The organism is Streptomyces sp. KLMMK (assembly GCF_036961605.1).
Classification (GTDB): Bacteria; Actinomycetota; Actinomycetes; order Streptomycetales; family Streptomycetaceae; genus Streptomyces; species Streptomyces telluris.
The window spans coordinates 30,266-42,836 of the sequence record NZ_JBAMDC010000015.1; the positions used below are offsets into that span (position 1 = coordinate 30,266).

The following is a 12,571-nucleotide window of genomic DNA, read 5'->3' on the forward strand; positions in this document are numbered from 1 at the left end:
TCTAGAAAGAACCCTGCTTGGCCTCGACCGTGAGCTTGTCCACGGAGGTGACCGTCTCGGCGGCGCCGGCCTTCGCGGAAACCTCGTACTCCGAGCCAACCGGAGCGTCCGCAGCGACGGTGACGGGGATGGTGAAGGTGCCGTCCTCGCCCACGGGCTTCGAGGTCGCGGTGAACTTCTCGCTGTTCGGGGAGACGGTCACGGCGACGGTCTCGCCCTTCGGGAAGCCCTTGCCCACCACGTCGAAGTGGCCGTCCTGAGCAACGGTGTTCGGGGCGAGAGTGACCACGGCGGGAATCGAGATCGGGTCGTCCTTCACCTTGTCGTCGGTGAGGACGTAGCCCAGCGAACCGGAGTGGTCGAGCGCGTCAATGGTCAGCTCGAACTTCCCATTTTCGGCACGCTGGAGCTGAATGGCACCACGGTCGGAGATCATCGCGCGACCGATGACGCAGCGGTACCGGACGGGCAGGCCGTCAACGGTCTGCGACCAGTCCACGACGATGGCCAGCTCGGTGAGGTCCGGGGTGGACTTCAGGTCGAGACGCCACACGCCCTCGATGGCGGAACCGTCCTGCTCGGTGGCCTGGACCCACTTGGCGCCGAAGAAGAGCTGAGTCGTCAGCTCGTTGGTCTCCATGAGCGTGGCCTTGATCTGGAACGAGGCCGACTTCACGTTGTAGAGAACCGGCACCGCGGACTGCCACACATTCACGGGGTCCGTCTCGATGGAGGGCGTGATCGTGACGCCGCCCTCATCGACATATCCGAGGGCCTTGAAAACGTCGGTGACGCCGATCGGCTCACAGTCGCGAGGCAGCTCCTTCACCGCATTCGCGTCAGCCACGTAAATCTCGCCCTGCGGGGCGAAGCGAATCTTCTTCGCGTTACCGGAGTTGCCGGTCTGATCAGCCATAGGGGCCTCCTGAATCTGGGCATGAAAAAAGCCCCCATGGCAGGGGGCTGAAAAAGGGGATGCCTCACATCCCAACTTCAAGGCGAGAAAGAGTCCGGCCGGCTCACGCTTCGGTGATGAAGGCCGTCACCTCGCCCTGGTACGTGTGCTCGCGCGAGGTCGTGTCCGGGAAGTAGCGGGGGCTGATCGCCTCGGCCACATCGAGGACCAGGGCCTCACCCACGGCCTTGCCGGGCAGCTCCTCAAGCAGGGCCTCGCGCACGACGTACGCCAGCTCGGCCGCCACCGAGCGATCCTCCGCGTACACCTGGTAGGTGATGTCCGCACGATCCATGCAGGCCCGGATGGCTCGGAAGCCTCCGGCGTGCTCCAGGTAGATCGTGGTCTCGTCGGGCTCGCGGCCCACCAGGTCACCGGTCACGTAGTCGGCCAGCTCCTTGCGGGCCGACAGGAACTCGAAGACGACGGCGACGGGATCAATCCTCACTGCTCCCTCACCTTCATCAGCGCGTTCTTCAAGGTGTGGTTGCCGGGATGGCGCCTGCCGCCCTTGTCCCTCCACCCGTACTCGATGAGCAGGGCGTGACGGTCGGCCTGTACCGCAGAGTGCACGACCCCGTTTTCCTCCCAGGCCGTGATGGACACCGAGCGGGCGTACATGTTCCACGAGCCCTTCTTGTTCTTCGGGGCGTCGTGTCGAGCAGTGGCAGCGATCTCGGAAGCCTTCTTGGACAGGAGCTTCGCCGTCTCGGCGGAGGACATCGCGCGCTCAAGCGCGTACTCGTTCAGATCGAGGCGGAAGTTCGCGGCCATCAGTGCTCCACCCTCCAAGCTCGAATGCGGACGTGCCGAAGGGTGAGGTGCCGCCACTCCAGTGGATCGCCGTCCACCTCGTAGGTCAGCCCGTGGTACTCGATGCGGTCCGCGGAGTCCACGTCCGTCCCGGCCGGCAGGTATACGAGAAGCCGTTCCTGCGCCGTCTCACGTTCAGGGGAGCGGACCTCGAAGGCCCGGTCAGGCTGAACGCAGGCAAGGCCCTCGAAGACGGTCCTGGCGTTCTTCCAGTCGCGCTTCTTGGTGTACGGCCCGTCCTTGGTGATGTCGGCCCGCAGGATGCGCACCGGATCGGTGAGGAGGTTCTTCATCACCCCTCCGCCCGCATCGGGCGAACCGGCAGCGTCGAGCCCCACACCTCGATCCCGTCCCAGGCCGGGGTATCGACCTGAAGGGGAGTGGAGGTCAGCTTGCGCCGGTAGCGTTTGAGCGAAGTCCTCGCAGCAGGGGAGAGGGACTGCGTGGTCGCGGAGGTGCCGAACTCGACCTGAATGTCCCCAACCTTCTCGGAGACGATCCCAGGGGAGACGGCCAGCCACCGAATCACCTCGGCGCAGATGACGGCCCGGATACCGGGCGCGTCCTCGCGGTAGCCGGAGCCGCAGTAGTCCGCCACGAGGGCGGAGGCATCCGTGATGAACGCCTCCACCCTCGGCTTCTCGTCGTCCTCGATCTTGCGCCCGAGCCGGACCTCAATGTCCGGAACAGTGATGTTCATTTGTCACATCCCAACTTCGGGGCAAAAAGAGAGAGTTACTTCGTCGGCGTAGCGTCCTTGACCGCGACAGTGCGGTTCTTCTCGACAGCCACCTCGTTGTGCTTGCGGATCTCCTCCTCGACGCCCGTCGAGACGAGAAGCTGCTCCGGCCGAATGACCTTGGCGTCGTAGATGACGCGGGACTTGATCGCGTCCGTGAAGGAGCGCTCCGGCTTGTACGCCTCCATCTGCGCGAACGGGATCACGAGGGAGGTCGCGGAGGTCGAGCCCATGAACATGTCGATGCCCGCGAACTCGTCGTGGCGACGGCCCTTGACGAGCTTGCCGGCCTGCGCACGAGCAGCACCCAGCGTGTTCGAGACGCGGACCGGGATGCCCAGGATGGTGCCGATGACACCGGACGGCATGACCGCGCCGCCACCGAAGTGCGAGGCGTCGATGAACTTCGGGTCGCGCAGGAGCAGCGAGCGCAGACGCGGGGAGATGAAGAGGTACCGGGAGTCCGGGGCGTTCTTCAGGTCCAGGTTCTCAAGCATCGCAACCACATAGTCGTAGACACCGATGACCTCGGTCTCCAGAGCGTTGTGCTTGACGGTGTCGATCTTGCCGTGCAGGGCCGGCAGGGTGTTCACGTCGGACGGCATCTTCTCGGCGCCGTTCAGGTCCTTACCGGCGACGGCCGCGGTGAGGGTCTGGGCCAGCATCTTGTCGATCGACACGGCGGCCTGGCGGCCACGCTGACGAACCAGCTCGGACATGAGGTCGATGCCGCTCTTGGTCTGGAGCTGGTGAAGGGCGTCGATCTCGATGTGGAAGCTCGAACCCTTGCCGACGGTCATCGGGATGTACTCAAGGGCCGCGTGGTCCTTGTCACCGATCTCGCCGTACGCCTTGATCAGACCCTTGTCCTCAACGGTGTCGATGAAGTGCGGGATGCGGATGCGGTCGCCCTCGCGACGGAACTCGCCCTCGTAGTTGCGGTTCGTGATCTCCGCCGAACCCAGGATCAGGTTGTCCTCAAGGTCCTGGAGAAGCTGAGCGGTCCACAGCTCGGGAACGAAAACGCCCTTGTCCTTCAGAACCGGGTCGCCGCCAGCGGGGCCACCCGTCAGAAGACCGGAAGCTGCCTGGGAAGTGAAGTCATTACCAGCCATAGTGATACGTCCTTTGGTTTAGATTTCGCCTCGCATGAGGGCGTCACACTTGCCCGCCTTACGGGCCTCGTTGATCTCCCTCGGAGACATGCGGGAAAGGTCCTCACGAGTGAGCTGGCCGGCAGCCGGGCTCCCCTGACGACCCAGGCCGATGTTCTGCGCGTAGGCCGCGCCAGAATTCGACTTAGGAAGAGACGAAACGAACGCCTCGATACGGGCGGAGTCCGGGTTACCGTCCTCGCCCAGGAACGAGCTGAGATTCAGATACTCGGCACCAGGAAGAGTCACCCCAGCCGCAGAGGAAGCGGCACGCAGCTCGGCATTCACGAGCTTGGTTCCAACCTCGGAGAGGGCCGCATTCCGCGCCTCCACCTTGGCGGCCTCGATGGCCTTCTCGGTGTCTGTCATCTGGGACTGCCGGAAACCCTCAAGCTCCGAGGAAGCCTGCTTGAAGCGGTCCTCGTTCTTGCGGGAAAGGGCCTTCCACTTGTCGATCTCCGCCTGAAGTGCAGCCGCATCCGGCTGGCCCTCACCGGCAGAGCCGGCCTCGGTGGAAACCTGTTCGTTCTTGGTCTCGTCCATGTGGATCATCCATTTCGGATCAGCGCGAAGTGTCACATTCCAACTTCGCGGGCAAATAAAAAGCCCCCGTTTCGGGAGCCCGAGAGGGAAACGTTCTGCTACTTCTCGAACCGCTGACGGTTCGCGTTGCCCGAGTTGCCCTGCGGGGGCTTCTGGGCGTCGTTCTTCAGCTTGGCCTCCGAGGCGGCCGACTTGTCGTCTGCCGTCTGCTGGGCTATCGCCATCTGTTGCTTCTGCTGCTCCGTCTGGTACTTGTCGGCGCGCTCCATTTCGGTGCGGGCCTCCTCCTCAAGGAGCTGATCGAAGCGTGCGATCTGCGAGGGCGTGTAGCCCGCGTCCTGCCAGAGCTGCTGCTTCGGAACGTTGAGCTGCTGGAGCTTCAACAGGGCGTCGATGTGCTGGGCCTCGGTGCGGTTCTCCGGGTCACGCCAGATGATCTCGGCGGCCTCGTACTCCTCCTGCGGGCCGCCCTTCTCCACCTCGATCGCGAGACGGATCACGGCCTCCCAGGCTTCCCCGAAGTGCAGCATCCGTTCCTTGGTCTTCGAGACCAGGCCGGCTTCCGCAGAGGTGATCGCGTCACCGGACGGGGGCTGGCCGCCCTTCAGCATGTAATGGAACGGCACCCTCGCCACGCTGGCCATGTGCATGGTCAGCATGTCCACCAGGTCCACGTAGTTGCTGAGGTCAGCAGCGGCGAACTGCCCGAACGATGCCTGCGGGTCCTCGGCCTGGAGGAGCTTGTCCACCGCGACCTTGAACGGCTCGATCGGGTTGCCGTGCTCGTCCTCTTGGATTTCCAACCCGGTGACATATCGCTGAGGCCAGGCGGCGTACTCCGACGCCACCAGCGAGTCAGCGACCGTCTTGTTGATCGCGTCCTGGATGGGGATGACCGTCGCCAGGTCCGACATCGGCTCGCCCACCAGGCGGGCCCGGTTCTGGATCGGCACCACCGGAGGCCGGCCCAGCGGGTTCGGCTCCGTGCGGTCGATCGAGTAGCCGCCGATCTTCCAGTCCCCGGTGTAGACCTTGTCGCCCCACCACAGAGTGCAGAACTGCCGTCCCCAGTCGTCCACGTAGAACTTGGCCGCAGCCTCGATCTCGTGGCGCGAGCCCGGCTTGTACTGGACGACCATGTGTTCCGCGGACTCGATGGAGATGACGGCCTTGAGGCCGTTCCCCTTGTCCTCGCCCCACACCACCGCGTAGGCCGCGCCCTGGATCATCGCGTCCAGGTGCGCCGAGTTGGACTCCGAGTCCAGCCGGTTCCGCTGCCAGATCTCGCGAGCGATCTTGTCCTCGGTCGGCTCCTCCGAGAGGCGGAAGCCGTCGATGAACATCCGCTCGTTCACCGAGTCGATGATCAGCCCGCAGAAGTTGTCGTTCCAGCGCTCAAAGATGTGAGCGAACTCGGTCCGATACTTGGACTGAGCGAACAACATCTTCTGGTGCTTGCCGTCGTAATACTCGCCAAAGCGCTTGTAGTTGCCCGATCGGGAAGCGAGCTTCGAAGCAAGGAAGTCCATCCACATCTGCGGAGTGGACGGAGGAGAGAAGACACCCTCGTTGCCTGGAGTGTCGAGCGCGGCAGTAGCCATCTGGGCCCCTTTCGAGCGGGGCTCAGAAACCGACTACTCGCCTCCGTTTGATCTGGAGGCGTCCATCCGCAATCGCGTCAGCGCGTGCTTCAAGTGCAAGTACGGCAGCCACCGCGAGGTCAATCTTTCGTTTGGATCGTGGTGAGTCTTTGGTGATCAAGTCACCCTGGGGAACTTCACGGACAACGGCCTGAAGGACATGGCGAGTTAGCTCTGTCTCCCCGCAATGCGAGAGGTCACCGACCATCACGGCCGTCCGGAAACGCTCGACGGCCTGAACCATCCGGGTCGGTTTGTTGGTCCAGAACTCGAATACGTAGTCGTCGCCCCACTCGACTGCCCAGCGGCCGATGTTCTCCTGCCACCAGGGCGGGTCGGCGTACATCCACTCAACCCGGTAGGTCTCGAAGGCCCGCTTCACCGCGGCCTCCACCGAGAGCACGTCAACTTCCCAGTCGTCCTTGGCGTGGTCCGGCCTGAGCCACTGCCCGAGCGTGAATAGCTTCGCGTCGTGCAGGCGGATGCCGACCAGCGCTGTGCCGTCTCCTCGGACACTTCCGTCGAAGCCGATGGCTATCTGCTCGCCGGGCTTGATGTCGTTGACGGACTCGCAGGCGTCCCACTCGGCCTTCGACATCCATCCGTCGCTGGACTCAGCGATCTGGTTGAAGAAGAACCGGCAGTACGTTGAATCGGGCGTCGTGCGGTCGTAGAGGATGGTCTTCGTCAGGCCGTCGATGTCCGCCCAGTGGGCGTCGCCGTACGCCTCGATGAGCGCGGCCCTGACCTTCTCCTCATCCCGGATGTCCTCGACCTCGATCGAGCCTTCCAGGCAGTCATAGAGCCAGAAGCCCTGCGCCACCATGTCGGACTCGTAGATCTGCTGCGCTACCGAGTCCTCGTTGGGGTTGAACGCGTTGGTCGTCGTCACCCAGCGGGAGCCGGCCTTCGTCGTCTTCTCGACGTTGCGCTTGAGCACCTGGTAGAAGTCGGGGCCACCGTTCGAGCCCACCCAGTGATGAACCTCGTCCATCACGATGAAGGTGGGCCTGTTGCCCTCGTTCGTACGGCCGCTCGTCGCCTTCGGGGAGATCGAGCCCGGCTTGCCGGACTTGAACTGCACCATGGACTTGCTGATCTCCAGGCCGTATTCCTTCTCGGCCGGAGACTCCGAGAGCATTCCTCGGATCATGTCGAGCGTCTGCTGAGTCTGATCGAGCGCGGTAGCACCGAGCTGAACCACCGGAAGCGGAACCCTCTTCGCTACCGGCATCCCGGACTTGTCGAAGTGGGAGAACCGAGCAGGCCCGATGAACTCCACGATGGCGAGAGCCGCGAGAAGCGGCGTCTTCCCCCACCCCTTAGCCCGGCGAAGGGTGCCGGCCGCGTACTTCCAGGTCCCATCCGGATTGATCGCGTAGTACCAGAGAACGAACTTCAACTGCTCGGGCGTGAACTTCCACGGCTCGCCAGCCGAATCACCATCGGGCTGCACGATGTAGCGCTGAGCCCACCTGATGATCTGGTAGCCAAGGGTCTCGTTTGGTGCCGGGACTCCCTTGGGCAGGTTGCCCGTCTGAGCCACGGCACATCACCTCTAACCCTCTGAAAGCAGCTTGAACAGCTCCTTGTCCATGTCTGAATCCGAGATCGGCTGGGGCCCCTCCTGGGCCTTCTCCAGCTCAACCGACTTGTCGAAAGACATCCGAAGTCGAGCCCTGTCCTCGGTCGTTGCGCCCCACTTACCGACCCGCTGACGGATCTCACCGGCGTACTTCATGTCGCCCAGATAGAAGGCGTCCACGAGCTTGGTGACGATCTCCAACTCGGCCCAGTCCGTCTCCATCCAGTCCTCGGTCTGGGGAGCGGAGGCCCACGTCTTCCAGAAGCGCTTGGCCCCGGCTGTCGAAATGCCCAGGGCCTTCGGCAACTCCCTGCCCTCACCGGCCTGGCCGGAGAGCTTCTTCTCGCCCAGGGCGTGATCCTTGTTGCGTCGGATCGCGTTCGGGTTGGGTGCCGGCCCGCGTCGCGTCGCCATCAGATGACCCCCTTCAGGAGCGCGGGGGAGACGCCGTACAGCTCGCCAAGCTCCTCCAGCTCGACCACCGCGGACCTGTGCCACTCACGCTTCACCGCGGCCTTCGAGGGCCGCTGTGCTCGGAGTCGGGCTTGCTCCTGGTCGTACTCGTCGGCCCAGGAGTCCCAAGGGTCGGGGGTGGTCATCGCATCATCACTCCATGAATGAATTAACCGGGCCCCGTCAGGGGGCCCGGTCCTCGTAGTAGGTCTTCAGGGCGTGGCACTTGCCGCACAGCACCCACAGGTTGTCCAGCTCCCAGGAGCCGCCTCGGCTCACGGGGACGATGTGATCGACCTGGAGGTTTTCCCTGGTGCCGCACTTCTGGCAGGTGAACCGGTCGTGGGCGAGGACCCTGGCCCTGCGTGAGGACCAGTCACCAGGCCGCGCCTTGTTCCGTGCGGACTTCCTGTCCCAGCCCCTACGGGCCGGGGGAGCGTGCTCCTCGCACCGTCCGGAGCGGACCGTGACCTTGGTGCAGCCGCTGACGTAGCAGACGCTCTTGGCACGCGGCATGAGCCCACCCCCTATGAAGTTGGAATCCCGATGAGTCCGGACCATCCGGCTTTGATGTCTGTGTGTGATGCGCTGCTGCATCGGGATCGGTGAATCGACAGGGAGTCGAACCCTGACCTGCCTCCCGGAAAGGGAGGAGTGCGCCCCTACACCGCGATTCCAGCCGGGAGCTACCCGACCTTGTCCAGCTCAAGGTGATCAGCCTTGGCCGGTTGAATGTGTGGCCCCGGCTGGTTTCTGATCTGGCAGCCGGGGCCAATGCCTTCCTGGACCTCTACCGGAAGAACTCAACGGGAGGTCTGACAGGAAGGAACCTTTTTAAGAAGTAGGTCTGGCCTAGCCTGGCCTACTCTTTAAGAACTAACTAACTTCTTCTTCTCTCTTTTCTTCTTCTCACTATAAATGTCGGTGTCTCTGGTCTGGCCAGGGGACAAGTTCAGGTAGAGATGTGACACAGGTCTCGCGTACCTAGTACCTTCGGCTACACTGTGTGTGAGGTACGTCTCACTTTGGGATGTGAGCTGAACCTTTTGATGGGTCCTTAACAAGATCAAGTGATAAAGTCGGCGTCAGGCAGCGTTACTTGAGTCAAGCAAGCAGTGAGGAGTGGGTGTCAGGTGGAGAAGGTTCTTCCAGACCTGAACACGCTGATCCGTCTGAAGGAGCAAGGGCTGACAGACGACCAGATCGGCGCCCGGTACGGCGGCGTCACGGGCCAGGCCGTGAACAAGGCGCTCACGCTCGGCGGCTACTACCGGCAGGCCGTGTCCCGTCAGGTGATCAACGAGGCGATCCCGTGGACGGTCAAGCGCACGGAGGCGGCCGGCAGCCACCACAACTCCTACCTGGGCAAGTCCGTGATGGCGTACCTGCGGGTCGCCCTCGGGGATGACACGGCCAAGGACAGTCACCGCCTGGCCGCGAAGCGCCTGCAAGCCCGTCTCCTACGCGACAGCAAGGTCATCGACTACGACCCCCAGTCCAAGGACGGCTTCGTGCTGGTGGACCGCGAGGACCGCGACGGGGACCTGATCTTCCGCTGGCCTGCGGATAAGGAACTGCCGGAGGAGAAGGTTCTGCGTGCGATCACCCTTTCGGCCGAGTGAAAACTCCTACCTGAGTCTGACAACCAAAAACGAGAGTGATCAACTAGGGACTTTGGTCCCTAACCCATAGGCCCTTGGTTGAACCAAGGGCCTTTTTCCTTATGCCAGGCTTACGCCCATCCCTCCCACCTGCCCCTCCGGCGTGTCGGATTCGTACGACAAATCGAACACGTGCTTGAATCTGGCTGTCGCGGGGGTGCGGGCGTCCCGCTTCGGCGGGCAGTGTGGCGAGCACCACTGTTGGGATGTGACATTAAGGCTTCGGGTCGCGTAGACTCGATCAGGTCAGGCGGAGATCACTCCGGATCGAAAGGTCAACAAGTGATTCAGACTCTCAAGAACCTCAAGATCAGTAGTCGGGCTGCTGAGCTTTTGAAGGCGATTGGGAAGGCAGATCAGGTATGTGAGAGCCGCGAATACACCGATGCCTCCGGCATCGTCCACCTCACAGCCAAGGGAGTTGGACGAGTCACCTGTGTGACCGTCGCAGACAACATGGGAGAGGCCGAATGTTCAGCACTCAAGAACCTTGAAGATCGCATCGGATGCGGTTTCGAGAACTGCACCGTCCTCATTCACGAGACTTGCGACTGGCCCCATCCGCGCATGAAAGGGTCGGCATGGTTCATCCAGTTCGAGATATTTCAGGAGTGCCTGTGACCATCGAGGCGAACTACCAGCGCTGGGTCGAGATGCCCCGCTCCGTCTCCCAGATCACCGAGTTCGAAGAGTGCCCGTATAAGAGCTGGCTCAAGCGAGTTGAGCGGGTCGAGCCCCGGCCGGCTGCATGGAGCACCCACGGCACGGCCTTCCACAGCGCCGCTGAGGCGTTCGAGAAGTCGGGCCGGGAGCTGAGCGCCGAGCAGGCCGTCAACGTCTTCCAGGACGAGTACAGCAAGGGCATCAACCGCGACCTGGGCAAGGTCAACGACATCGACCAGTGGATGCGGGCGAATCGCGGCACGGCCGCTGAGGACCTGGAGGACCGCTTCGCCAAGGGCACCGAGCAGACCCGCCGTTACGTCGAGTACGTACAGGACCAGGCCCCCGTGCTCTGGCGCCCGGACGGCGAGACCCCGGCCGTCGAGATGTACTTCAAGGCCGACTTCGACGGCGTGAAGGTCCGCGGCTACATCGACCAGGTTGTCTTGAACAAGGACGAGACCCTGCGGGTACGGGACCTCAAGACCGGCTCCACCAAGTCCAAGTTCCAGCTCTGGGTCTACGGCATGGCGCTCAACCAGCTCCACCCCGACGAGCAGGTGACCAACGGGGACTGGTACCTCGCCAAGGACCACAAGCTCTCGCGGCCCGTGAAGATGTCCGACGCCAACCAGGACGAGATCACCGAGCGCATCGTCACCATGGACCAGGGCGTGAAGTCGGGCGACTTCCCGGCGAAGCCGGGCTTCGGCTGCCGGTTCTGTGATGTCTCGCACGCGTGCTCTTTTTTTAACTCTCGAAGTTGAGATGTGACACACCTTTAGGAAGGAGAGACCTTGTTCAGCCTCAATCAGTCCGTCCTCGTCCGGGGTGCGGCCGGCGAGCCCATACCGTCCCCGTACCGCGGACTCCAGAAGCTCGAAGTCGAGTTCAGGCGCGGAGACTTCAGCGTCGTGTGCGCCGGAGGCGGCACCGGCAAGAGCCTCGCGGCCCTGTTCCTGGCCACCTGGTCCAACGTCCCCACCCTGTACTTCTCGGCGGACTCCACCGCCGCCACGCAGCTGTCCAGGGCCACGGCCATGATCACCGGCGACAACGCCCGCGAGGTCAAGAAGGCCCTCGTCGCGGACGACGGCTCGTTCGCCAAGTACGAGGAGGCCCTGAGCCGCCGATGGTGGCTGCGCTTCAACTACAGCGCCCGGCCTACGCCGAAGGACATCGAGCTGCACCTTGAGTGCTATCGCGAGGTGTTCGGCTGCTACCCCCACCTCGTCGTCATCGACAACATCACCAACGTGGACGGCGGAGGCTCCTCGAACGCGGAGGAGTACACCTTCGGCCTCGAAGGGCTCTGCGACTACTTCAACGAGATGGCCCGTGAGACCAGGGCTCACGTCATGGCCATGCATCACGTCGTGGGCGAGTACAGCTCCGGCATCAAGCCCATCCCGCTCGACGGCGTGAAGGGCAAGATCGGGCGCGTGCCCTCCGTTGTGCTCACCATCCACGCTGAGGTGGACGGAATGCAGGGCAGGACCCTGCATATCAGCCCCGTGAAGAACCGCGAGGGCTTCACTGATCCTTCCGGGGGAACGTTCGCCTCTTTCGAGGTCAATACGTCGAACCTTCAGATCACCGACCTCGATGAAGAAGTGTTCTGACTCACAGCCTTTCAATTTGCTCCGCAAGTTGGGATGTGACAGACTGGAATCAGTAAGGACGAGGGCATGAAAAAGCCCAAGCGCGGATACCGACCCTGCATGCGATGCCAGAAGAACCGAGCGGAAAGGTTCTTCACCTCCACCAGGGCAAGGATCTGCACCACATGCCACAAGAAGACGCGAAGCGCCGCCTCCCATGAGGCCCGAGTCCAGACTGTCTACGGCCTGGAGGCCGGCGAGTACGCCAAGCTCCTGGACGCCCAAGGCGGCGTCTGTGCCATCTGCAAGCAGTCCAGGTCCAAGCGGCTCGACGTGGACCACGACCACTCCACGGGACTCGTACGCGGCCTGTGCTGCGCCAGGTGTAACCGGCAGCTCCTCGCCCGAGGGCTTCGCGACAACCCTCAGATCGCCCGCAACGCGGCCGACTACCTAGAAGACCCGCCTGCGATCCACATCATCGGCAAGCGGTACCACCGAGAGGACGGCAAGAAGTGATCTCGTACGACGGCGGCCAGCTCCACGTCACCCTGACCCGCAAGACCGGCCTGACCAAGCTCGCGCGACTCCTGGAGGCGGAGGCCGCCCTCGGAATCCACGAGCAGGCCACCGTCACCTACAAGTGCCGCAACGGGGCGCTGCGTCAGGTCATGCCCATCGAGACCCTTTCCGAGATGGTCAAGCGCGAGGTTGAGGCCATCAAGCAGCTCCGCCTTGAGCGCGCCCTCAAGGTTGGGATGTGA

General features: G+C 63.2%; 18 protein-coding genes. 6 read left to right on the forward strand and 12 right to left on the reverse strand.

The genetic code is table 11. The annotated features are described in order from the left end of the window. Window position 1: 1 nt before the first annotated feature. The 12 genes from V7793_RS04950 to V7793_RS05005 form a co-directional block, all read right to left on the reverse strand. Entirely contained in the window at window positions 2-916 is a 915-nt protein-coding gene (locus V7793_RS04950) for a phage tail tube protein (RefSeq protein WP_335581664.1), read from the reverse strand. 103 nt (window positions 917-1,019) lie between these two features. Beyond that, entirely contained in the window at window positions 1,020-1,403 is a 384-nt protein-coding gene (locus V7793_RS04955) for a hypothetical protein (RefSeq protein ID WP_335581665.1), read from the reverse strand. Beyond that, entirely contained in the window at window positions 1,400-1,729 is a 330-nt protein-coding gene (locus V7793_RS04960) for a hypothetical protein (protein ID WP_335581666.1), read from the reverse strand. Before V7793_RS04960 ends, V7793_RS04955 begins: the two co-directional genes overlap by 4 nt. After that, window positions 1,729-2,061: a hypothetical protein gene (locus V7793_RS04965; protein ID WP_335581667.1), complete on the reverse strand. Its 333-nt coding sequence runs from the start codon at window positions 2,059-2,061 to the stop codon at window positions 1,729-1,731. The genes V7793_RS04960 and V7793_RS04965 overlap by 1 nt, the downstream gene beginning before the upstream one ends. Beyond that, window positions 2,061-2,468: a hypothetical protein gene (locus V7793_RS04970; RefSeq protein ID WP_335581668.1), complete on the reverse strand. Its 408-nt coding sequence runs from the start codon at window positions 2,466-2,468 to the stop codon at window positions 2,061-2,063. The genes V7793_RS04965 and V7793_RS04970 overlap by 1 nt, the downstream gene beginning before the upstream one ends. Window positions 2,469-2,503: 35 nt before the next feature. Continuing rightward, entirely contained in the window at window positions 2,504-3,622 is a 1,119-nt protein-coding gene (locus V7793_RS04975; RefSeq protein ID WP_335581669.1) for a phage major capsid protein, read from the reverse strand. Window positions 3,623-3,640: 18 nt separating this feature from the next. Continuing rightward, entirely contained in the window at window positions 3,641-4,204 is a 564-nt protein-coding gene (locus V7793_RS04980; RefSeq protein ID WP_335581670.1) for a hypothetical protein, read from the reverse strand. Between the two features lie 98 nt (window positions 4,205-4,302). Beyond that, entirely contained in the window at window positions 4,303-5,805 is a 1,503-nt protein-coding gene (locus tag V7793_RS04985) for a phage portal protein (RefSeq protein WP_335581671.1), read from the reverse strand. A gap of 22 nt (window positions 5,806-5,827) precedes the next feature. After that, entirely contained in the window at window positions 5,828-7,390 is a 1,563-nt protein-coding gene (locus V7793_RS04990; protein ID WP_335581672.1) for a hypothetical protein, read from the reverse strand. 12 nt (window positions 7,391-7,402) lie between these two features. Beyond that, a complete protein-coding gene (locus tag V7793_RS04995; RefSeq protein ID WP_335581673.1) occupies window positions 7,403-7,843 on the reverse strand; it encodes a phage terminase small subunit in 441 nt (146 codons plus the stop codon). Further along, window positions 7,843-8,028, reverse strand: coding sequence for a hypothetical protein (locus V7793_RS05000; RefSeq protein WP_335581674.1), 186 nt, complete (start codon window positions 8,026-8,028; stop codon window positions 7,843-7,845). The genes V7793_RS04995 and V7793_RS05000 overlap by 1 nt, the downstream gene beginning before the upstream one ends. Window positions 8,029-8,065: 37 nt before the next feature. Then, window positions 8,066-8,398, reverse strand: coding sequence for an HNH endonuclease (locus V7793_RS05005; RefSeq protein ID WP_335581675.1), 333 nt, complete (start codon window positions 8,396-8,398; stop codon window positions 8,066-8,068). A gap of 617 nt (window positions 8,399-9,015) precedes the next feature. Between V7793_RS05005 and V7793_RS05010 the strand changes: the two genes are divergently transcribed. From V7793_RS05010 to V7793_RS05035, 6 genes are all read left to right on the forward strand, one after another. Next, the gene (locus tag V7793_RS05010) at window positions 9,016-9,504 is read left to right on the forward strand and encodes a hypothetical protein (RefSeq protein ID WP_335581676.1); all 489 of its coding nucleotides are present in this window, start codon (window positions 9,016-9,018) and stop codon (window positions 9,502-9,504) included. Between the two features lie 321 nt (window positions 9,505-9,825). Further along, entirely contained in the window at window positions 9,826-10,164 is a 339-nt protein-coding gene (locus V7793_RS05015) for a hypothetical protein (protein WP_335581677.1), read from the forward strand. Further along, on the forward strand, window positions 10,161-10,973 hold the full coding sequence (locus tag V7793_RS05020; RefSeq protein WP_335581678.1) for a RecB family exonuclease: 813 nt from the start codon (window positions 10,161-10,163) through the stop codon (window positions 10,971-10,973). Before V7793_RS05015 ends, V7793_RS05020 begins: the two co-directional genes overlap by 4 nt. Before the next feature lie 30 nt (window positions 10,974-11,003). Then, window positions 11,004-11,828, forward strand: coding sequence for an AAA family ATPase (locus V7793_RS05025; protein WP_335581679.1), 825 nt, complete (start codon window positions 11,004-11,006; stop codon window positions 11,826-11,828). Window positions 11,829-11,927: 99 nt separating this feature from the next. Beyond that, window positions 11,928-12,326: an endonuclease VII domain-containing protein gene (locus V7793_RS05030; protein ID WP_335581680.1), complete on the forward strand. Its 399-nt coding sequence runs from the start codon at window positions 11,928-11,930 to the stop codon at window positions 12,324-12,326. Next, complete coding sequence (locus V7793_RS05035) at window positions 12,323-12,571, forward strand: hypothetical protein (protein WP_335581681.1); 249 nt, start codon at window positions 12,323-12,325, stop codon at window positions 12,569-12,571. Before V7793_RS05030 ends, V7793_RS05035 begins: the two co-directional genes overlap by 4 nt.